The organism is Gemmatimonadales bacterium, from assembly GCA_019637315.1.
Classification (GTDB): domain Bacteria; phylum Gemmatimonadota; class Gemmatimonadetes; order Gemmatimonadales; family GWC2-71-9; genus SHZU01.
Window position 1 is genome coordinate 106417 of sequence record JAHBVU010000008.1, and the last position, 21952, is coordinate 128368.

General features: G+C 65.5%; 20 protein-coding genes and 1 pseudogene. 15 read left to right on the top strand and 6 right to left on the bottom strand.

The features are described from left to right. Positions 1–10: 10 nt before the first annotated feature. The 3 genes from KF785_09530 (at position 11) to KF785_09540 (ending at position 5402) form a co-directional block, all read left to right on the top strand. Entirely contained in the window at positions 11–2248 is a 2238-nt protein-coding gene (locus tag KF785_09530) for a PAS domain S-box protein (protein MBX3146997.1), read from the top strand. A gap of 25 nt (positions 2249–2273) precedes the next feature. Further along, the gene (locus KF785_09535) at positions 2274–4781 is read left to right on the top strand and encodes an ABC transporter permease (protein MBX3146998.1); all 2508 of its coding nucleotides are present in this window, start codon (positions 2274–2276) and stop codon (positions 4779–4781) included. A 105-nt stretch (positions 4782–4886) separates the two neighbouring features. Beyond that, positions 4887–5402 carry a hypothetical protein gene (locus tag KF785_09540; GenBank protein ID MBX3146999.1) on the top strand — a complete coding sequence of 172 codons (516 nt, stop codon included), beginning with the start codon at positions 4887–4889 and terminating at the stop codon, positions 5400–5402. A 44-nt stretch (positions 5403–5446) separates the two neighbouring features. Here the strand turns inward: KF785_09540 and KF785_09545 are convergent, their stop codons facing one another. Then, a complete protein-coding gene (locus KF785_09545; GenBank protein ID MBX3147000.1) occupies positions 5447–5644 on the bottom strand; it encodes a hypothetical protein in 198 nt (65 codons plus the stop codon). 8 nt (positions 5645–5652) lie between these two features. Continuing rightward, positions 5653–6786, bottom strand: coding sequence for a site-2 protease family protein (locus KF785_09550; protein ID MBX3147001.1), 1134 nt, complete (start codon positions 6784–6786; stop codon positions 5653–5655). A 180-nt stretch (positions 6787–6966) separates the two neighbouring features. Between KF785_09550 and rho the strand changes: the two genes are divergently transcribed. From rho to KF785_09580, 6 genes are read left to right on the top strand one after another with little or no spacing between them, the layout of a single operon-like run. After that, on the top strand, positions 6967–8214 hold the full coding sequence (gene rho / locus KF785_09555) for a transcription termination factor Rho (GenBank protein ID MBX3147002.1): 1248 nt from the start codon (positions 6967–6969) through the stop codon (positions 8212–8214). Then, the gene (gene ruvX, locus KF785_09560; protein MBX3147003.1) at positions 8211–8705 is read left to right on the top strand and encodes a Holliday junction resolvase RuvX; all 495 of its coding nucleotides are present in this window, start codon (positions 8211–8213) and stop codon (positions 8703–8705) included. Before rho ends, ruvX begins: the two co-directional genes overlap by 4 nt. Then, positions 8702–9703: an endolytic transglycosylase MltG gene (gene mltG / locus KF785_09565; protein ID MBX3147004.1), complete on the top strand. Its 1002-nt coding sequence runs from the start codon at positions 8702–8704 to the stop codon at positions 9701–9703. Before ruvX ends, mltG begins: the two co-directional genes overlap by 4 nt. Then, on the top strand, positions 9700–10530 hold the full coding sequence (locus KF785_09570; protein MBX3147005.1) for a hydroxymethylglutaryl-CoA lyase: 831 nt from the start codon (positions 9700–9702) through the stop codon (positions 10528–10530). The genes mltG and KF785_09570 overlap by 4 nt, the downstream gene beginning before the upstream one ends. Positions 10531–10567: 37 nt before the next feature. Then, the gene (locus KF785_09575) at positions 10568–11263 is read left to right on the top strand and encodes a CoA transferase subunit A (protein MBX3147006.1); all 696 of its coding nucleotides are present in this window, start codon (positions 10568–10570) and stop codon (positions 11261–11263) included. Continuing rightward, entirely contained in the window at positions 11260–11904 is a 645-nt protein-coding gene (locus KF785_09580) for a CoA transferase subunit B (protein MBX3147007.1), read from the top strand. Before KF785_09575 ends, KF785_09580 begins: the two co-directional genes overlap by 4 nt. Here KF785_09580 and KF785_09585 read toward each other — a convergent pair. The 4 genes and pseudogenes from KF785_09585 to KF785_09600 form a co-directional block, all read right to left on the bottom strand. Continuing rightward, positions 11870–12238 (bottom strand): transposase, encoded by a 369-nt coding sequence (locus KF785_09585; protein ID MBX3147008.1) that lies wholly within the window; start codon positions 12236–12238, stop codon positions 11870–11872. The genes KF785_09580 and KF785_09585 overlap by 35 nt on opposite strands. Continuing rightward, positions 12235–12588 carry a transposase gene (locus KF785_09590; protein MBX3147009.1) on the bottom strand — a complete coding sequence of 118 codons (354 nt, stop codon included), beginning with the start codon at positions 12586–12588 and terminating at the stop codon, positions 12235–12237. Before KF785_09590 ends, KF785_09585 begins: the two co-directional genes overlap by 4 nt. A 606-nt stretch (positions 12589–13194) precedes the next feature. Then, a pseudogene (locus KF785_09595) lies at positions 13195–14288 on the bottom strand (IS3 family transposase). 27 nt (positions 14289–14315) lie between these two features. Continuing rightward, complete coding sequence (locus KF785_09600; protein MBX3147010.1) at positions 14316–14819, bottom strand: hypothetical protein; 504 nt, start codon at positions 14817–14819, stop codon at positions 14316–14318. Between the two features lie 1111 nt (positions 14820–15930). On the opposite strand from KF785_09600, the gene KF785_09605 reads away from it, so the two are divergent. The 6 genes from KF785_09605 to ribD are packed head-to-tail and all read left to right on the top strand — an operon-like array spanning position 15931 to position 21951. Continuing rightward, entirely contained in the window at positions 15931–16287 is a 357-nt protein-coding gene (locus tag KF785_09605) for a hypothetical protein (GenBank protein ID MBX3147011.1), read from the top strand. Next, complete coding sequence (locus KF785_09610) at positions 16284–17921, top strand: arginine--tRNA ligase (protein MBX3147012.1); 1638 nt, start codon at positions 16284–16286, stop codon at positions 17919–17921. Before KF785_09605 ends, KF785_09610 begins: the two co-directional genes overlap by 4 nt. Before the next feature lie 6 nt (positions 17922–17927). Then, positions 17928–18848: a sugar kinase gene (locus tag KF785_09615; protein MBX3147013.1), complete on the top strand. Its 921-nt coding sequence runs from the start codon at positions 17928–17930 to the stop codon at positions 18846–18848. Beyond that, positions 18845–19867: a phosphoribosylformylglycinamidine cyclo-ligase gene (gene purM / locus KF785_09620; GenBank protein MBX3147014.1), complete on the top strand. Its 1023-nt coding sequence runs from the start codon at positions 18845–18847 to the stop codon at positions 19865–19867. The genes KF785_09615 and purM overlap by 4 nt, the downstream gene beginning before the upstream one ends. A gap of 24 nt (positions 19868–19891) precedes the next feature. Beyond that, entirely contained in the window at positions 19892–20878 is a 987-nt protein-coding gene (locus tag KF785_09625; GenBank protein ID MBX3147015.1) for a hypothetical protein, read from the top strand. Positions 20879–20898: 20 nt separating this feature from the next. Further along, positions 20899–21951, top strand: coding sequence for a bifunctional diaminohydroxyphosphoribosylaminopyrimidine deaminase/5-amino-6-(5-phosphoribosylamino)uracil reductase RibD (gene ribD, locus KF785_09630; protein MBX3147016.1), 1053 nt, complete (start codon positions 20899–20901; stop codon positions 21949–21951). Position 21952: the final 1 nt, after the last annotated feature.

Below are 21952 nucleotides of genomic sequence, written 5' to 3' on the forward strand. Positions count from 1 at the left end.
TTGCAAGGCCATGACCGACCAGGGGATCGACTCGCTCGTCTCATTCCTGGAGTACGCCCCCGATCCCGCGATCGTGGCGGACGACCAGGATCGCATCGTCATCGTCAACCACTCAGCGGAGTCGCTCTTCGGCTACCGTCGAGTGGAACTCCTAGGCCGCCCCCTGCACGAAGTCGTGCCGACCCTCCCGACGAGCCGGACCGGTGACACCGAGGCCGGGCTGGGAGAGAGCACGACCTTTGTCGCTCGACACCGAGATGGTCATATCCTGCGCCTGTCGGTGGCGTTCCGAGCCGTACCGCTCGAGCACCAGCGCCTCACCGCGGCGTACTTCCGACCGACCGTCACGGACGCCGCACCGACCCCCGCGGAGACGCTCGACCGGCTCCCGATTGCCGTGGCGCGATTCGATCGTGAGCAGCGCCTGATCTTTGCCAATGTGGCCGCGCACGGGGTCTTTGGCGCCCACCCGAGCCGCCTGCTCGGTCGCACGCCGTCCGAGATCGGGCTGCCGCAGTCGGCGGCCCAAGCCTGGAGCGAGGCGGTCCAGCACGCGGCCCAGACTGGCAGTCCGCGCCGATTCGGCTTTTCGCTCGAACTCGGGGGTGGAACCCGCTGGTTCGCCGGCTCGGTGCTGCCGGAGCAGCGCGCCGACGGGTCGCTTGCTTCGGTGCTGGTCGTCACCCAGGACGTGACCGCCCTCCACCGGACCAAGGCCGAGTTCGAAACTGCGGAGCTCCGCTTCCGCCGGCTGACCGAGGGCAGTCACGACCTGATTTCGCAGCACACGCCCGATGGCCAGTTCCTCTTTGCCTCCAAGTCTGCCATCACCCTGCTGCAGCGGTCGCCCGAGAGCGTGGTCGGCCTCTCGCTGGTCGAGCTGGTTCATCCGGAAGACCGCGCAGTCGTCGCCACGGCCATTGCCCGCGCCTCGGTCGGCGATGCGGAGCGGTTGACGACCTTCCGTTTGCTGCGCCCTGATGAGTCGACTCTGTGGTGCGAGATGACCGCGCAGGGCACGACGACGAGCACCGGCGCACCGTCGATTACCTGCATTACGCGCGACATCACGGAGCGGATGCGGACCGAGGAAATTCTGCGCACCGCCTCCCGCATGGAGGCAACCGCAACCCTCGCTGCGGGTGTTGCGCACGACTTCAACAACCTGATGACCTCGATCCTCGGCAACGCCGAGCTGTTGCTGGCGGACCCGGAGTTCCCCGATGCGCCGTCGCGGCTGACCCAGGTCGCCGACTCGGCCAAACGGGGCGGCGCTCTGGCGCAGCAGCTGCTGGCCTATGCTCGCGGCGGGAAGTATCAGACCTCTGCCGTTTCGGTCAACGAGATCGTGACCCAGGCACTACACCTTCAGAAGCATGCCATGCCGCCGCGGGTTCAGCTCGAGGTCGATCTCGATCCGGCGAGCCCGGCCATCGATGCGGATCCGGTGCAGATCGGCCAGGTGGTGACCAATCTCTGCATCAATGCCACCGAGGCGACGCCAGGCGTCGGCCGCCTCACCGTGCGCACCAGACGGGTCAACCTCACGGACGACGACATTCGTGACCGACCGGGGCTTCGAGTTGGCCCAGCGGTGATGATTCAGGTGAGTGACACCGGCACCGGCATCGACCCGGCGGCGCTATCGAAGATCTTCGAGCCATTCTTCAGCACCAAGTTCCAGGGCCGAGGATTGGGCCTTGCGGCCGCGTACGGCATCGTCAAGAACCACCGCGGCTATATCGGCGTCGAGAGCGCCCTCGGCAAGGGCACCACCTTCACGGCGTACTTCCCGGCGGTTGCTTCGGTGCCCGCAACTGTGGTGCCTGAGGCCCAGCCGTTCCCGACCGGCCGCGAGACGATCCTGCTGGTCGACGACGACGAGGCGGTGCTCGACATCACCAAGACCCTGCTCGAACGGCTGCAGTATCGGGTGATCGTTGCTCGCGACGGGGTCGAGGCCGTGGAGGCAGCGCGTACGCACGACGGCGCGCTGCACCTCTGCATCCTCGACCTCGGCATGCCGCTGGCAGGGGGCGCAGAGGCATACCCGTTTCTCAGGGCGGCGCGCCCGGACCTTCGGGTCATGATCTCGAGCGGATACGAAATGAACGAGGTAGTCCAGAGCCTGCTGGCAGCAGGTGCGGACGCCTTCCTTCAGAAGCCGTACCGGATGAGTGCGCTGGCCCGTGGTGTCCGCCAGGTCCTCGATGGGACGGCCGGTAACGCACGGATCGCCGATCACTGATCGTCCCGTCAGCCGGGAGACGCCAATGCAGTGGTTAGTCACCGGATTCCGCCACGCTCTGCGCTCCATCGGGCGTTCGCGCCGGTTCACTCTCCTGTTCGTCGCAGTCATGAGCCCGGTGGTCGCGGTTACGACCGTGGTACTGTCGATCGTCCGCGCCACAACACAGCAGGCTGCGTCCTATCGAGACCCGGCGTCGATTGCCGTCGTAATGGGGGCGACGGAGCCGCGCTGCGGTCCGGACTGTCCGGACTTGTTCGACGGAACCACGCTCGAGCGGCTCGCACGCGACGAGACGCTGGGGCCCCTCCTGATCCCTGTCGGCATCCGGCAGCTGGCGTGGCACGCGGATGGCGGCGTTCGCCCACTCTCCGGCGCCATCGTACCCAGCCGTATCAACAGTGTCCTCTCCGCGCCAACCCATCTCGGCCGCCAGCTGCTTCCTGCGGACGACGGACCGGGCGCCACCCCCGTAGCACTGCTCTCGTTCACCTCCTGGCGTCGCCATTTCGGCAGTGCAGCAGAGGTAGTCGGACAGCAGATCCTTTTGGACGATCGGTCCTACCGAGTCATAGGTGTGCTCCGGGCAGGAGCGGAGTATCCGACCGGCACCGATGTCATAATCAACGGCCACGAGTCGACCGGGCACGTGTCGTCTGCCCTGCTGACCGGCCTGGTCAGATTGAACGAGGACTTGACGCTCGACCAGCTTCGGGCGCGCCTTGCAGCCATTGCCGCCGATCGGTGGCCGAGCTCGATGCCCGAAGGCGAGCGCCGCGGGCTCACGGCCCTCTCCCTGCTAGGTCAGCTCGAAGGAAGCAATGGGGGGCTGGTCCGGCTCGCCGGAACCGTCAACCTCGCGATCCTGACGCTGCTCGCCGCTACGCTCCAGCTCATGAGCATCGGCCGAGCCATGCGGAGGGCGCCGGAACTCGCCGTCATGGCAGCGCTCGGCGCTTCCCGCCGACGGGTACTCACCCTCGGTGTGCTGGAGCAGGTCGTACTCGCGACCCTCGCCAGCACCGCCGGCATCATCGTGGGTTGGTGGGCACTCGACTGGATCGAGCCCCTGCTCCGGAGCCGAATCGGGCTCCTCGTCGACTTGCGCGTCGACTGGGCCGTTGCCGGGCTGACGGCGGCCGGGGGGATCGCCGTGGCGACCGCCGGGGGGTTGGCCGGACTCCTCAGCGTTGGCCACGTCGACCTGAGGAGCGGCTTCGCCGACGGAGGCGCCACGACCGTCGGACGACGACGCCGAACCCTCCAGGGCGCGCTGATCGTTGCCCAGCTTGCGGTTACCGTCCTGCTCGCCGCCAGCGCCGGTAGCCTGGCACAGTCGCTAGCGAGAGTCCGGCAGCTCGACCTTCGTTTCGCCACGGACGATCTGGTCATCGCATCGCTACAGGCGCGATACGGGGGCGAGCGCCCGATCGCCGAACTGTTCCTTGCCGCGCGCGACATCGAAGAGCGGCTTGCCGCGATGCCAGGCCTTCGCGACGCGACCGTCTGGTTCGCCGCGTCTCCGAACCTGCTGGTACCACTCGGCGATCCCTACGCAACCGTCGAAGGACGCGAGGCGCGGCTCACCGCCAACACCGCTCCTCTTCGCATCACCGGCGTGCTGCCCGGCTTCGTCCGCACCATCGGCCTGCATCTGATCCAGGGTCGCGACCTCACCGCGGACGACCGTGCCGACTCCGAGTCTGTGGCGCTGATCACCGAAAGCGCTGCAGCGACCTGGTGGCCCGGCGTGAACCCGCTCGGCCGGCGCTTCAAGATCGGCGGTGAACAGTCGCCGTATCCGTGGCTCACCGTGGTCGGCGTGATCGCCGACCTGCACCCGATCCAGGATTCAGGACCAAGGCTTGCCGCCCAGCTGCCGCCGGGCCGTTTCTACCCGTTGGCCTTCGTACCGTTGAGCCAGTTTGCGTCGCACGATGCGCGCCGATCGCCGTTCGAGGATGACCTCACGGTCGCGCTACGGCGGCGCCCGCTCGATGCCCCGACCCGTACCGCAATCGCCGACGCCATCGAAACCGCCGCGCCGCAGTTCGCGGTCGAACGAGTGCAACGCTTCGACGAGTTGGCCATGGCGGAATGGTCGATGATCCGGCTTCGCTTCAACCTCCACGCTCTCCAGTGGATCGCCATCCTGGGGGTCATTCTGGCGCTCGCGAGCGTTGCGGGCGTGGTGACCGAGACGGTCGCCATGCGCTATCGGGAACTGAGCCTGCGTCTGGCACTCGGCGCGTCTCCTGCCGGGCTGGTCCGGTCCGTGATGGCGGACATGCTGCGGGTCGGCGCGGTTGCCGGCATCATCGGCGTGACCGCAACTCTGGCCCTCACACGGATCCTCGGAGCCTTGTTCTTCGGCCCGCGCAACAGCTTCCTTTTCGGCATCGAACCGTATCAGCCAGCAATCCTCGCCGGCGTCGTTGGTGGCGTCCTCGCCCTGATGACCGCGGTTGCCTACACAGCTGCCAGACCGATCGCGAGAATCGACGCCATTCGGGCCTTGACCTCGGAACGCTGACTCCGGCTACCGGAGCCCTATACCGCAAAGGAACGACAGCATCCCGACTCGTCGAATGTGACGGGGCTCACGGCGAAGCGGGCGGGCCTCGACTAACCTGCGGATGTGAAGCATCCCTCCACCGTCGCCGTGGTAAGCCTCGCCGCGACCCTGCTGCTAGGCAGCTGCGCATCAGGCCCCGACGACGAGGTCTGCCGCATGACGGACGAGTATGGCAATTGGGGCTGTGCCCGTATCGTGGTCTACCTCACGACGGAAGACGGAGGGCCTGTCGTCACGCTCCTCCCGCGCCGAGTCAGCTACCTGACCGTCCATCTAGCAGGGATCAACCAGCGCGGCGGCATCTGGGCCAGGGCTGAGGTGCACCGCCTGAATGGCGAGCCGGTTCAGCTCGAGGTTACCCGCACCATCGCCCAACCGGAGGCAACTCCAGACACGGCAACGGTCCAGATCTCCGCTTCCTGGTTGGCCCAGCCTGACGTCATCGTGTTAGGGGAGAAGGCTCTGCCCGTAGCCAGCGGTGCCATCACCAAGCGAATAACCTTCGCGCGGGTCGGCCAGCCACCGGTCTATCACACGGTCCGGCTCGTGCTCTATCCGTCGGATTCGACACGGCCCTGAGGAGCACACCGTGCGCGAGCAAACCCGGCGGTCAGTCGCGATGCCTACTGAGGGCGAGGCGCCTCGCCGCGCAGGATCGAGCGCATCCGGATTGCCAGCTTCTCGATCTCGCGCAACGAAGTCAGCGTCTCCTCATTCAGCTTCTCGGGATCCATCAGCAGGAGCTGCGTCTCGGCGAGCAACGCGGCCAGTGGATTGGCCAGGTCATGCCGGAGCGTGTACAGCGCATCGGGGTCGCTCACATCCGGTCTCACAGTACGAGGGGAATTGGCACGAAGGTTATCACGAACACGATCAGACACGCCACGCCCACCCAGGCGCGGCGCGGCGGGATCGGGCGGTCCGGCACCACCACCGGCGGATGCGACAACCGCCCGCCCCCAATCGCAAACGCCATCACGACCCAGATCAGCCAGCTGAAGGAGTACTGCGACAGGAAGAGCAACGCAGCTACCGTCACGATGGCCAGCCAGTGCTGGCGCTTGCCGAGGTAACCATAGGCAATATGGCCCCCATCGAGCTGACTCAGCGGCAGCAGGTTGAGCCCGGTCAGAAAACAGCCGACCCAGCCCGCAAAGGCCGGCAGGCTCAAGTGCACGGCCGTCCCCCCCGGCAATAACCACTCCCGAAGCCAGTACGTCAGCAGCGAATCGCCCAACCGGATCAGCTGACCCGCAAAGACGACGTAGCTCTTGGCCAGACCGGGCTCCCAAGCCACCCGCTCCGACGTGAGGTAGCCCCAGATCATGACGCCGACCGCCACCACGAACCCTGCCAGCGGCCCCGCCGCCCCCACGTCCGCAAGCTGGCGACGGTCGATGACCGGGCTCTGCACCCGGATGAAGGCCCCGAAACTCCCGATCGGAGAAATGGACGGGGGAACCGGCAGGAAGTAGGGCGGACTCGCGTCGATCAAGTACCGGCGGGCGGCCCAGTAATGACCCAATTCATGAATCAGGAGAATCCCGATGGCCGGGACCGCGAAGGACCATCCCGCCAGAAAGAGCTTCCAGTCCCCGGCCACGACCCCCCGTACGAAGTCGACCAGATCGCGGCCCAGGCCGACCAGGAAGCCGGGATTGTCGACCGGGTACCAGACCCCGGCCATGGCCGCCCCGGCCGCCAGGGAAAAGACCAGGGTCAATAGAAAGAGCAGGACGTGCGTGATCCAGCGGACCGGGACGTCTCTTTCCAGGGAGCGGATGAGCACGAGGTGCCCCGCAGACCGGTCGGCCCAGTAGTGGGCCCCCCGCCACCCCGCCAGGAAGGTCGCGAGCTCCGCCGACGGCGCCGTGTGCGCCGGCAGCACCAGGGCATCGATCGCTTCACGGGAACCGCAACGGATGGTACGCCAGGCACTGAAGAGCCGATCGAATTGATCCACGCTGGTCTTGACGGAGGTAGGTTGGTTTGCTAAAATGATTTATCCATCCGGTATGAACCCCCGAAAGCATCGTCTCGGCCAACTACAATTCCGCTCCGGTTCCGGGGCTCTTGAATAGGCACCTTCGCCATCTTCACCCGTCCCCCCGTCGATGCGACGGCGGACATGAGGCACCCTCCCGTGGATATATCAGAACTGAAGCAGAAATCAGTCGCTGAACTGCATCAGCTGGCTCAAGAGTTGAACATCACCAACTACTCCGGCCTGCGCAAGCAGGATTTGATCTTCCGGATCGAGCAGTCGCTGCTCGACAAGGACACGGTCATCCGCGGCGAAGGCGTGCTGGAGATCCTGCCCGAGGGCTACGGCTTCCTCCGCAGCCAGGACTGGAACTACCTCTACGGCCCGGACGACATCTACGTCAGTCCGAGCCAGATCAAGCGCTTCGACCTCCGCACCGGCGACACGGTCATGGGTCAGGTTCGCCCCCCGAAAGAGGGCGAGCGCTACCTCGCCCTCTTGAAGGTAGAGCGGGTCAACTACGAGGAGCCCGAAAAGACCAAGCACCGGATTGCGTTCGACAACCTCCGGCCCCGCTATCCCGACGCGCGGATCAAGCTCGAGAGCAAGAAGGGCGACATCTCGATGCGGGTCGTCGACCTGCTTTCGCCAATCGGTAAGGGTCAGCGCGGCCTGATCGTGGCGCAACCGAAGGCCGGTAAGACGATCCTGATGCAGAAGCTGGCCAACGCCATCACGGAGAACCACCCCGAGGTCGTGCTGATCGTCCTGCTGATCGACGAGCGCCCGGAAGAAGTCACGGACATGCAGGAGAATGTCCGGGCCGAAGTCATCGCCTCGACCTTCGACGAGCCGGCCGACCGGCACGTCCAGGTGGCCGACATGGTGATCGAGAAGTCGAAGCGACTCGTCGAGCACGGCCGGGACGTGGTGATCCTGCTCGACTCGATTACCCGTCTCGCCCGCGCCCACAACGTGGTGGTGCCGCACTCGGGCAAGATCCTCTCCGGCGGTGTCGACGCCAACGCGCTCCAGAAGCCGAAGCGGTTCTTCGGCGCCGCACGGAACATCGACGGCGGCGGGTCGCTCACGATCATCGCCACGGCGCTGATCGACACCGGTTCACGCATGGACGAAGTGATTTTCGAAGAGTTTAAGGGCACCGGCAACATGGAGCTCGTGCTCGATCGTCGCCTGGCCGACCGCCGCATTTGGCCGGCCATCGACATCCAGAAGTCCGGCACCCGTAAGGAAGAGCTCCTGATGGACAAGGACGAGCTCAACCGGGTCTACCTGCTCCGCAACTTCCTGGCGGACATGCCGCCGGTCGAAGCGATGGAATTCCTCCTCGAACGGATGAAGCGGACCAAGTCCAACAAGGAGTTTTTCGCCACGATGGTGCAATGAGTCTGGCGCCCGACGGGTCGGAGACCCCTCCGACCGAGGGCCCGGCACTCAGCACCCTCCCGTCGTCCGGCCGCCTCCTGGCGGTCGATTGGGGCGAGCGCCGAATCGGGCTCGCCGTCACGGACGAGACGCAGACCCTGGCGAGCCCGCTGGCCACACTGACGCGGCGGGTTGGAAAGCGGTTCCCGATGCCCGCCTTGCAAATCCACCTCGATGCCCAGCAACCCGTTGGCCTGCTGATCGGCCTGCCGCTCGACTCATCGGGCAACGACGGCGCGTCGGCCATCGAGGCCCGAGAGATGGCCGACCTGCTGGGCCGACGCACCGGCCTGCCGCTGCTGCTCTGGGACGAACGGATGTCGACTGCCCGCGCCCTCGCGGCAATTCGTGAGCAGGGCGGTTCGACCCGCGGCCGGAAGGAAGACGTCGATTCGCTTGCCGCAGCGATCTTTCTGCAGCACTTCCTCGATGCTCGCCGGTTGCAACGATGAAATACCGCGCTGCCCTGCTGGCCCTGGCCCTCGCCGGCTGCGGGGGAGCTCCCCCGGGCGCCCCGGTGGAGCCGGTCTTCATCCCGGTCGGTTCGTCGTTCCGGGCCGTGACCGATACGCTCGTCGCGCACGACCTGGTTCCCAACCCGGGCTGGTTCAAGACGCTGGCGCGCCTGGCGCGCTACGACCGGAAGATGCGCGCCGGCTACTATGAGATTCCCAAGGGCGAGAGTGCCTGGCGAATCCTTCGCACCCTGGCGCTGGGCAGCGAAAAGACCCAGCGGTTCACGGTACCCGAGGGATTCACGATCACTGATATCGCTCTTGCTGCGGAAGCGCGGCTCGGCATCCCGGCCGACTCGATCCGTGCCGCGACCCAGGATACCGCCCTGCTCCGCGAGTTCGGCGTCGACGGCGAGACCCTCGAAGGGCACCTGCTGCCCGAGACCTATTTCGTCTCCCGATTGATTACCGGGCGCAACCTGGTGCGCGAGATGGCAACCCATTTCCAGCGCGCCTGGCGTCCGGAGTGGGATGCTCGTGCGGCCGAGAAGGGCTTGTCACGCCGCGACCTGGTGACGATGGCGTCGATCGTGGAGGGTGAGGCGCGAGTCGACGAGGACCGCGCCCTGGTTGCCGCCGTCTACCTCAACCGGCTCCGGATCGGGATGCCGCTCCAGGCCGACCCGACGGTGCAGTATGCGATTCAGCTGGCAACCGGGCAGCGCAAGAACCGGCTTTTCGAACGTGACTACCAGTTTCCCTCGCCCTTCAACACCTACCTGATTCCCGGCATCCCGCCGAGTCCGGTTGGCGCACCAAGCGTCAAGAGCATCGAGGCGGTGCTCGACCCGGCCCCGGTACCGTACCTGTTCTTCGTGGCCGGAATGGACGGCAAGCACGTCTTTACCCGCACCTACGCCGAGCACCTCAACGCGATTGCCCGGATCCGCGCCGCCGAGCGCGAAGCTCGGCGCGCCGCCCGCAGCCAGCCATGAGCAAGGTTCGCCTGATCGAAATGGGGCCCCGGGATGGACTGCAGACCGAGGCCAAGACCATCCCGACCGAAGTGAAGGTCGCCTTCGTCGATGCGTTGTCGGCCGCAGGGTTCGACGAGATCGAGGTCAGCTCGTTCGTCTCACCGAAGTGGGTGCCGCAGCTGGCGGATGCAGCGGAGGTGTTTGCGCGGATCCAACGGAAGCCCGGGGTCCGCTATATGGCCCTGGTACCGAACGAGGCCGGGCTCGACCGGGCTCTGGCGGCAGCGGTCGACAAGGTAGCCGTCTTTACCGCAGCAAGCGAGAGTTTTACCCGCAAGAACATCAATGCGTCCATCGCCGAGTCGATCGAACGGTTCCGCCCGGTGGTGCAGCGCTCGCCAGTACCGGTTCGGGGCTACGTGTCGACCGCCTGGCACTGCCCTTACGAGGGTCCGATCAAACCTGAGGCCGTGCTGCCGGTGTGTGAGGCCCTGCTGGAGCTGGGCTGCACCGAGCTCTCGATCGGCGACACCATCGGGAAAGCGGTGCCCGACGAGGTGGCCCGACTGCTCGACGTGCTGCTGCCGGTCGTGGGAGCTGATCACCTCGCCATGCATTTCCACGATACCTTCGGCCACGCCGTCGCCAATTCGGCGCGGGCTCATGCGATGGGCATTACGGCATTCGACTCGAGTGCGGGCGGCATCGGCGGCTGCCCTTTCGCTCCGGGCGCAACCGGCAACGTGGCGACCCAGGCGTTGGTGGCTTTATTTGGGGAGTCTACCGGGATCGACTCGACCGCCCTGGAAGGGGCATCGGCCATCGTGCGACCCTGGATCAGCTAGTTACCATCGGCACAGGATTCACCTACCTTACCCACCCATGAACAAAGTCTACGCTGACGCCAGGACAGCCTGTGCCGACATCGGCAGCGGCTCGACGCTGCTGGTGGGCGGCTTCGGCCTCTGCGGCGTTCCCGAGGAGTGTATCGACGCCGTCCGCGAACTCGGCGTCGACGGGCTCACGGTGGTGAGCAACAACGCCGGGACCACCAATCACGGCCTGGTCCATCTGCTCAAGAACAAGCAAATCAAGAAGATGATGGCGAGCTACGTCGGCGAGAACGCCGTCTTCGAGCAGCAGATGCTTTCGGGCGAACTCGAGGTCGAGCTGATTCCGCAAGGTACGCTTGCTGAGCGGATTCGGGCCGGTGGCGCCGGGATTCCGGCATTCTTTACCCCCACCGGTGTTGGCACCCTGGTGGCGGAAGGCAAAGAGGTGCGGGAGTTCGACGGACGGCGCTACGTCATGGAGCGGGGCATTACCGGCGACTACGCCCTGGTGCGCGCCTGGAAGGGCGACCGCTTCGGCAACCTCGTGTTTCGAAAAACCTCACGGAACTTCAACCCGATGATCGCGACGGCGGGACGAGTCACCATCGCCGAGGTGGAGCAGCTGGTCGAACCGGGTGAAATCGACGGCGATGCGGTCCATACGCCGGCAATCTTCGTGCAGCGGATCTTCGTTCGCAAGGCGACCGAGAAGCTGATCGAACGACGGACGGTGAGGGCGCGATGAGCGAGGATATTCGACAGATCATCGTCAAGCGGGCTGCGCAGGAGTTGCTGGCGCTCGACGAAACGACCGGCTACTACGTCAATCTCGGCATTGGCATTCCAACCATGATTGCCGACAACGTGCCGCCCGGCGTCGAGGTCGTGCTGCAATCGGAAAACGGCATGCTGGGGGTCGGGCCCTACCCGCTCGACGGGGAGGAAGACGCCGACCTGATCAACGCCGGCAAAGAGACGGTCAGCGAAGTGCCCGGTACGAGCTACTTCGACAGCGCCACCTCGTTCGGAATGATTCGGGGCGGACACGTCGCGATGTGCTTCCTGGGCGCCATGCAGGTCGCGGCCAACGGCGACCTGGCCAACTGGATGATTCCGGGCAAGATGGTGAAGGGCATGGGCGGGGCGATGGACCTGGTAGCCGGTGCGCGGCGGGTCATCGTCGTAATGGAGCATACCGCCAAGGGCAGCCCGAAGATTCTCGAACGATGCACCCTGCCCCTCACCGGCGAAGGGTGCGTCGACCGGATCATCACGGAGCGGTGCGTGCTTGACGTGACGCCGAAGGGACTCAAGGTCGTGGAAGTCCGGCCCGGCTGGACCAAGGAGCAGATCACGGATTCGACGGCCGCGACCTTGATCTGGTGACGGCAACCGGAAGCGGGCGGGTATGGTTCAAAAGACATCGGCCCCAGCAATGGTTAGCGCCCTCCTCACGCTTGTGGGGCGTCCAGCCATGCAGCGCCATCACGCGCTGAATGCGCTTCACATTGTAGCCGGTCGCAAAGCGCTGATTGACGAGCGCGTGGACACGACGCGCGCCATACGACGCGCGGGTCCGAATGATCGTGCGCACCTGGGCGGTGACCACCCGATCGGTGGCCTTCGCATACCGCCTCGGGCGGCCCGCACTCGTGCGATAGGCGCAGGCACGACTGATCCCGAGCACGCGACAGATCACCGCCATCTTGCGCCCCGTCACCGCGTGGACCCGGTGTAAAAGCGCGGTCTTTTTTTTACCTCATCCCGGGCGGCCTGGAGGATCTCGATCTCCATGACCTTCTTCCCCAGCGCCCGCTCGAGCTCGCGGATGCGCTGCTCGGCGGCGCGTAACTCGCTCGCGGGCACGACCGCTTCGTTCGCCGCCACCGCGGCGGCACTCCCATCCGTGCTGAGACGCTGCCACTGCCGCAGCAGCTGCGGGGCCACCGCGAGCTCCCGTGCCAACTCCGCCACGGTGAGTTCCTGCCGACTGAGCCGGGCGATCTGTTCCTGCTTGAACTGCGGCGTGAAGACCCGACGTCCATCCGCCTTCCGACGATGCGTGACCATTCGACCGACCCTCCGTTAGGAAGTAAACTTACGCTTCCCAGAGTGCCTCGTCGAATTGGGGTACTAAGCAAGCGTCGACAACGGTTCCCGAAACAGACACGCTTGCATTGCGAGTTCCCGTGCTGTCACCGGGCGAGGCAACGGTCAGGACAGGGACTTCGCTATCTCGACGCACGTATCGAGTTACCGAACTCGAGTTGCCTGCCGCGTCGACCGTTAACACAGTAATCGTGTTCCACCCTTCGCTAAGCGCGATTCGCTGCTCCCAGAGTGAGCCGTTCTGATCGGAAGGCAACCCGTTGACCGTTGTCCGCGTGGACGCCTGGTCGGCTACGTCTCCAGACACGGTGATCGAGTCTGCTGCGGTTACGGAACTGTCTGCTGGAGCGGCGACTGTAAGGACGGGATTTGCAGTATCCCTGGCAGTGCTGAAAAACGTTATCCCCGAGCCGTTTGGGCCATGTAGCTCGATACGCACGGGGATTGTGTCAGGCAGCGAGTAAGTAGTGACAACCGCTGACTTCACGGACGCGTTGATTTCAGACGGGCCGGCAACCGTGTCGTTTCGTAAGCTTACCCGTCAAGGCTACAGTCGATAACTAGACTTCATGCCGCTTGTGTTCTCGGCAAAAAGGTCTGCGGCGGCACTCGGCCGAGACTACGGTGCGGCCGCTCAGTGTTGTAGCGCGTCAGCCAAGACGCCGTGACGTCTCGAACCTCCTGCAGGGACGTAAAGACCCAGGCATCGAGCACCTCCGTTCGGTAGGTGCGGTTGAAGCGCTCGATAAAGGCATTCTGATTCGGCTTCCCCGGTTGAATGTGGTGCACTTGGATGCCGGCCGCGGCGCACCACTGCGCGAGACCGGCCGCCAGAAACTCGGGCCCATTGTCACACCGCAACTGGGCCGGGGCCCCATGGACCGCCACGAGCTGCGTCAACACCCGCACCACCTGCGCACTGGGGAGTGAGGCCCCGATGTCGATCGCCAGGGCTTCGCGATTGCCTTCGTCGAGCACCGTCAGGAGCCGATACCGGCGCCCGTCGTAGAGCGTGTCCCCCATGAAATCGAGCGCCCACGTGCGATTCAAGACCGGCGGCGCCTCGAGCGGGACCCGATCCCGCGGCGGCACCCGCTTTTTGCCGCGCCGCGGCAGATTGAAGCGCAGGGCACAATAGACCCGATAGACGCGCTTCCAGTTCCATGGATAGCCCAGCGTGCGCAGCCGGTCAAAGCACAGCCACAAGCCCCAGCGATGATGGGTCTCCACGAGGTCCGTGAGGGCCGCGATCACCGGCGCATCCTGCGCCGCCCGATCCCGCGCGGGGCGGTACCAGACCGTCCGCGAGCAGCCGGCGATGCGACAGGCCTGGCCAACGGACAGGCGGTAGTCGTGGATCAGCATCGCGGCGACGCCCCGTCGCGCGGACGGTCCTACAGTTTTCGGTTGAGCACGTCCTTGATCGCGGCATTCTCCAGCGCAAGGTCGGCGTACATCCGTTTCAACTTGGCGTTCTCGTGCTCCAGCTCTTTCAGCCGGCGCAACTCGGAGGCTGAGGCCCCGCCGTACTTCGCCTTCCACTGGTAGTAGGTGGGCCGGCTGATCCCGTGCTTGCGCAGCACCTCCGCCACCGGGACCCCCGCCTCGCCTTCCTGCAGCACCGCCAGAATCTGCCCTTCCGTGAACCGCGACTTTCGCACAACCCCTCCTCGGGGCGACAGGAAAGTCTAATCTACCGTGTAGCCGCTTCGGGTAAGCTTACGGTTTGCCCACCGAATGAGGCGCCCGTTTACCGGATCGACGGGTTCTGAGTTGTACTGCCCGTTATAGATGTAGAGGCGGTAGGGCGGCGCAGCGATACCGCGGACGGTCGATACGTTGAGCGTCAGCAAAGTGTCTGTCAGGATCTTCAGTGAGGCCGCATCTACGATATAATCCGGACTGGCCCCTGATATAATGGAGACGGTAGCGTAAGAGCCTGATGATCCTGTAACGGTTACTTCAAGTGTGTCCGTTCCCATAGCGGCAAAGTCGAACACCTTTTCATAGTCGCCAGATGTCACTTCGCCGGAAGGAACGAGTTGGTGCCCGTTGATCGCCGCGACGACACTGGTCGCGCGATTGGCGCCACCAGACGTGCCATTGCGAATGACCAGCTGATGGAGACGGAACTCAGTCGTCGAGGTCTCGAACTCTTCGAGGTAGTTCGTTCCACCAGGCGACCCATCCATGACTTCGGGTCCGAAGTCGAGAACCGTATCACTGACGAAGGCCGAGTGTGCCGGTCGTTCCGAGCCTGATCGCAGGAGGAGCGGTGCCAGGCCAACAGAGGCTCCGAGTATAGCCAGCAGCACGTAGACGGCGGTAGCACCGACCCGGTTCCGGAATCCGCTTGCGGGACCCCTCTGTGTCGCGACGGACACCTTGCGAAAGCGGACTCGCATTTGGCCTCGTTTTTACGGGTATGACGAAAAGGCGGTGTGTCGAGCGATTGCTCGGATGATTAGGCAATAGTGGGTTGCGGACACTGGCGTACCAAGAGCCAGCGGATCGGTGGCCGGGATCGGTTCAGCGCCGATGTCGAATTGTTCTGTTGTTTTGTGCGGAGAGGACGACGCGGTGTGTTGCCTAGCGGAAGATTCCGCCTATTGACAGCGCTCTTGCTTGACGGGACGCATACACCGTGCGCGGCTACGTATGCTCGTGTCCCAGCGGTAATGCCAGACTGTGAGACCAGCCGTGCGAACACCATGCCAGCCCATGCCGGCCGCTCGACGTATGGAACGATAGCAAACGGATGGCTCCAAACCGCTGTCCCATGCCTGTCTTACCAGCGGCGACCCGTCCTCTTGCCATCGGCGGAGCGCCGCGATTAGTCGAGCCCAGTCGGTTAGGGTGCGGAAGGTGGGTAGACCATGCTTTCCGAGCCAACGGCTCAGTTGATGTCTGGTCTCAAAGCCCATCGCTACCGCGCAGTCCGCGCTGCTCGGTGCGCCTGGGGCAAAGCGATCCAGATACGACCACAGTCGTTGGCATCGGAAGCATGGTTCGCATGGACGATCACCTGGACTGATCCTGCTGGTGACTTCCTCGACGACGTGCATAACTGTCTCCGTAGGAACATGTCTAGATCGGGATGGATAGCTGCGTAAGGTGTTGCGTTTGCACGATAGCACTCGTGCGACAGGCGCGCTAGATGCGGCGTGGATGCTCAGGTAACGATGAGGGCCATTCGGCCCTATCCCGCTCCGGCCTCAAGGGCCCGCCCCAAGGGATTGGCGAGTGGCGTTGAGGTGGCTAACTTAAGCAACTGTACTTGTTTACGCGTTCTGACCAGGATCCATGCCGACCTACGAGTATCAGTGTGCCAAAGGGCACCGCTTCGAAGCGTTCCAGCGCATCTCCGATAAGCCCAAGTCCAAGTGCCCCGAATGCGGGGCTGCGGCCAAACGCGTAATCTCCGGGGGAGCCGGCCTGATCTTCAAAGGCAGCGGCTTCTACATCACCGACTACGGCAAAGACGGCAAAGGCCCCCGCCAGGGCGGCTCCGAAGGCAGTGAAGCGGCGCCGAAAGCGGAGAAGAGCGACGCTGCCCCCGCGGGATCCGGAGACAGCACCTCCAAGGGTGCTGCGGGCAAGTCTGATGCAAAGCCCGACGCGAAGCCGGCCAAGAAGGCCACCAAGAAGGCGGCGGAGTGACCGACCCCATTCGGGCTGAGCTGGCCCGCATTGCCGCGGCGCTCGGCGCTCCGGATGCGGCCTTCGTGGTCGAGCGGCCCCGCGATGCCGGCCACGGTGATCTCGCTACCAATCTTGCGATGACCCTGGCCAAGACGCTCAAGGCCAATCCACGCAAACTGGCCGAGACTGTCATTGCGCAGCTGGCCCTGCCGGCCGGCTTGATTGCCAAGACGGAGATCGCCGGCCCCGGCTTCATCAACTTCTGGCTGGCCGAGGATGCTCTGTCGAGCCAGTTGTCGGGTATCATCGCGGCCGATGCGGCGTACGGACGCTCGACGGCTGGGGCGGGGAAGCGGGTCAACGTCGAGTTCGTCTCCGCCAACCCGACCGGCCCGCTCCACGTCGGCCACGGCCGAGGCGCGGCGCTGGGCGACGCTCTCGCTGCGCTGCTCGAGTGGACCGGTCACGATGTGACGCGCGAGTTCTACATCAATGATGCGGGTGTCCAGATCGACAAGGTCGCCCTGAGCCTCTGGGCCCGGGTCCAGCAGGCGGCCGGTCGCGAGGCGTCGATTCCCGAGGGTGGCTACCACGGCGAGTATCTGATCGAATCCGCAGCAGCCCTCCTGGAGCGCGAGGGGCCGGCGTTTGCGGAGCTGTCGGAGACCCAGGCGCTGCCGGTCTGCCGCCAGTTTGCGCTCGAGAGCCAGCGACTCGAGCAGGACACGCTGCTGCGCGATTTCGGCGTGGTCTTCGATGTGCACACCTCCGAGCAGTCACTCTACGACTCGGGCAAGATCGAGGCGACCCTCGACCTGCTCCGCTCGCATGGCCTGATCTTCGAGCAGGATGGCGCCGTCTGGATGCGCACCACCTCGTTCGGCGACGACAAGGACCGGGTCCTCAAGAAGAGCGACGGCAGCTACACCTATCTGACCCCCGACATCGCCTACCACGTCGACAAGTTCTCGCGCGGCTTCGAGTATCTCATCGACGTCTGGGGCGCGGATCACCACGGCTACATCCCCCGCATGCGGGCCGTGCTCGTCGCACTCGGCCATCCGGCCTCGAGCTTCGAGGTGCCCATGGTGCAGCTCGTCAAGGTGGTCAAAGGCGGCGAAGAGCTGAAGATGTCGAAGCGGGCAGGGAACTTCGTGACCCTGCGCGACCTGCTCGACGAAGTCGGCACCGACGCGGCGCGCTACTTCTTCCTGATGCGGCGCGCCGATACGCCGTTCGTGTTCGACATCGACCTGGCGCAGAAGCGGACCGACGAGAATCCGATCTTCTACGTCCAGATGGCGCACGCCCGGATGAGCGGCATCTTCCGGACCGCCGGCAAGACCCCCGAAGAAGCGGGCAGTAGTGCGGACCTGGCAGGCTTGCCGGCGCCGCAGGATCAGGAGCTGCTCAAGGCCCTGACGATCTTTCCGGAGCAGGTGGCCAAGGCTGCCGCCGATCGGGAGCCACACCGCGTTACCGCGTACCTCGAAGAACTCGCCGGGATTGCGCACGGCTGGTACCACCACTGCCGCGTGCTTGGTGAAGCGCCCGAAGTGGAACGCGCCCGGCTGGTCCTGGCCCGCGCCACGCGCATCGTCCTTCGCAACGGACTCCAACTCTTGGGGCTCACGGCCCCGGAACGGATGTAAACCATCATGCCTTTGCTCGTGGTCGGGAGCGTGGCCCTCGATTCGATCTATACGCCCTTCGGCGAAACCGCCGATGCGCTGGGCGGATCGGCCGTCTATTTCAGTGTCGCGGCCTCGCTCCTGTCCAAGGTCAAGGTGGTCGGCGTCGTGGGCGACGACTATCCAGTCCACGAGCTCGACCGGCTGGCGCCGCGGGGCATCGACTGGACCGGCGTCGAGCGCGCCAAGGGCGAGAGCTTTCGCTGGAAGGGCAAATACAGCTACGATCTGCAGAGTCGTGAGACGCTCGATACTCGGCTCGGTGTCTTTGCCGCATTTCGTCCCAAGTTGCCGGCAGCGTGGGGCACCTCGGACTTTCTCTTCCTGGGCAACATCGACCCCGAGCTGCAGCTCGCGGTGCTGGAACAGCTCGACAAACCGAAGCTGGTGGCCTGCGATACCATGAACTACTGGATCCAGAGCAAGCGGCCGGAATTGATGACGCTGCTCAAGCGAGTCGACATGCTGCTCGTCAACGACAGCGAAGCTCGCGAACTCTCGGGTGAGTGGAACATCCACAAGGCCGGGCGCTGGATCCTCGAGCACGGCCCGACCCGGGTCGTGATCAAGCAGGGTGAGTTCGGTGCGCTGCTGCTGGAGCCGGGCCGGACCTTCTATGTCCCGGCCTATCCGCTCGAGGAAGTCTTCGACCCCACCGGCGCCGGCGATGCCTTTGCCGGCGGCTTCATGGGCTACCTGGCCCGAGCAGGCTCGGCGGCGCCCGAGCAGATGCGCCGCGCCATGGTCTATGGCTCGGCGATGGGCTCGTTTGCCGTGCAGGGCTTCGGCATCAAGGGCTTCGACACGGTCGACTTCGACACCGTACAGCAGCGGGTTCAGGCCTTCGTCGAACTGACCAAGGTGCCCTCCGCGGAGGAGTTGCCATGACCGGCCCCCAATACGCAGCTGCCGGCGTCGACCTCGACGCGCTTGCCTCGGCCAAACGGAGGATCGCTCGGGCGGTCGAGAGCACTCGCACGCCGCTCTCACGCGGGCTCGTCGGCGCGTTCGGCGGGATGGTCCGGATCCCGGAGGGGATGAAGCAGCCGATCCTGGTCACCAGCACCGACAGTGTCGGCACCAAGGTGCTCGTTGCCAAGCTGGCGGGACGGTACGACACCGTGGGCGAGGATATCGTCAACCACAGCGTCAACGACATCCTGGTGCACGGCGCCCGCGGCATCGCGTTCCAGGATTACATCGGCTCCAACGGTCTGACCGAAGTCCAGCTGGCCGACATCGTCGAAGGCGTCGCGCGCGGCTGCCGAGCCCATGGCATGGCGCTGACCGGCGGCGAAACCGCCTCGCTGCCCGACATCTACGCCCCCGGCGACTACGACCTGGCCGGCACGATTGTCGGGGTGGTGGAGGAATCTGCCGCCCTCCACGGTGACGCCATCGCGGCCGGAGACGTGCTGATCGGCTACCGCTCCTCCGGACTCCATACCAACGGCTACACCCTGGCCCGCAAGATCTGCTTCGATCGGCTCAAACTCCCTATCGATTCAGCACTTAGCGCCACCGGCACCAGCGTCGGCGAGGCCCTGCTGGCCGTCCATCAGAGCTACTTCCACGCGGTCTATCCGGTCCTCGATCTCGTCCACGGCATTGCCCACATTACCGGGGGCGGGCTCGAGGGTAATCTGGTCCGGGTATTGCCCTCCACCCTGGATGCGGTCATCGAGTCCCGCTCTTGGGAGTGGCCGCCGCTGTTCACTTTCCTGATGGAAGCCGGTCAGGTCTCGGTCGACGAGATGCGCCAGGTCTTCAACATCGGGGCCGGACTGGTCGTGGCCGTACCGCCCGACCGGGCCGAGCGGGTGCGCGATGCTGCGCGCAAGGTGGGCATCGAGACGTGGATCGCCGGAGAGGTCCGTGCCGGAACGGGCGGAGTGCGATTCACCTGACGTTCGCTCATCAGGGGGATCTGCGTGCAGAGGCGATACGCCACGCTGATCGGCCTCGCCGGCATGCTCGTATGCGCGGCGAAGGGAAGTGCCCAGACAGATCCGGAGCCGCCAGCTCCGCATCCGTGTGATACCCACTCCGGCGCGACCCTGGCTGTCTGCCGCGCCGGCTACGATGCCCTGACCACCACCACCCCGTTTGCCGCCCTGCTTGCGACCGGCGGCAATCCCGTGCTCGGCACCGCCGCCGGCGGTCGAGGGTTCGGCGATATCGGGGTCACCTTTCGGGTCAACGGCCTCCGTGCCGTGGTGCCCTCGACCGTCTACAACGGCAGTACGGACACCGTCCCGGCGCTCCGGCGCGCTTCGTTCGTAACGCCCCGGCTCGATCTCCGACTCGGTCTCTTTGCGAAAGCGCTGCCGGTCGGTGCCGCATCGGCCGATTTCCTGGCCTCGGTAACCGCGATGCCCGACAACCCGGGCGACTATTTCCGCTTCACGCCGGATGCGCGCCGAGTGGCCGGGATGAATCTTGGGTTCGGGTACGGCCTCCGACTCGCGTTCGTGCCGACCGCGGCCATGCCGACCGTGAGCCTCAACGTCGGCCGAAGTGACCTGCCCAAGTTCTCCGTCGGCAACCTCAACACCGGCAGCGATTACGCCTATACGCTTGCCGTTTCCGCGATCACGACCCGGCTGATGCTGGGCCACCAGTTTGGCGCCTTCGAGTTCACGGCGGGCGGCGGGGCGGATCTGATCAAGGGCAGCTATTCGGTCGTCTTCCGCGACCCCGCAACTGGCCTGGCCTCCGCCCGGGCCGATTCGACCGTGTCGACCATGCGGATCGTGACCGCCACCAATTTTGCGGTGCGTCTGGGCTCGGTGGCCCGACTGACCCTGGAGGGCGGTTTCCAGGTCGGCAAGGGCGACGGGCAGACCACGATTTTCGCGGCCAGCGACACCAAGTCGGGCCGGTTCTTCGGCGGGGCGGGGCTCGGGTTTAAACTGTAGGCGTGATCGAAGTACACGCCATGGACCGCGCCCTCGAGCTGGCCCGACGGGGCTGGGGCCGCGTCCATCCCAATCCTATGGTCGGGGCGGTCGTCCTCGCCGGCGATAGCATCGTCGGCGAGGGGTACCACGCCGAGTATGGGGGGCCTCACGCCGAGACGGTTGCACTGGCTGCGGCGGGTCCCCGTGCCCGGGGTGCCACGCTGGTTGTCACCCTCGAGCCCTGTGCCCATGCCGGCAAGCAGCCGCCCTGTGCCGAGGCCATCATTGCGGCAGGCATCCGGCGGGTCGTGATTGCCAGTCTCGACCCGAACCCGGTGGCTGCGGGCGGGCGCGCCCGGCTGGAGTCGGCCGGTATCGAGGTCGTCAGCGGGCCGGGGCGGGAGGCGGCTGATCGCCTCAACGCGGCATACCTGGCGGCAACCAGCGGGGGCGATCGCCCCTTCGTGACGGTCAAGCTGGCCACCTCGCTCGATCACTGCATTGCGGACAGCTCCGGCGTGTCGCGCTGGATTTCGGGCGAGGAGGCGCGCGACTGGGTTCACTGGTTTCGGGCCGGCTTCGCCGCCATCGGTGTTGGCGGCCGAACGGCCCAAGTCGACGATCCGTCGCTCACGGTGCGCGGTGCGCTCGAACCGCGTTCGGCGCCGGCCCGCGTGGTCTTTCTTGGTCGCCGCCGCCTCTCGCTCGACTCGGCGCTGGTGCGGACGGCCGCGGTGCGGCATACCGTGCTGATCGGCGACGGGCTGGTGCCTAACGAGCGGCATGCGCTGACGGAACGGGGCGTCGATATCATTCTCACCAGCGACCTGACCGAAGGCTTTTCGGAGCTCAAACAGCTCGGCATCGGCTCGATTCTGATCGAGGGCGGCGGGCGACTGAGCGGGAGCCTGCTCGCGGCGGGGCTGGTCGATCGGTTTGCCTGGATCGTCAGTCCGGTCTGGCTCGGCGATCACGGGGTCAAAGCGGTGCGCGGTTTCGACGTGCCCTCGCTGCTGCAGGCCGAGCGGTGGACCGTGGTCGAACGGCAGGCGCTCGGCCAGGATACGCTCCTCATGTTCGATCGCGCCTGAT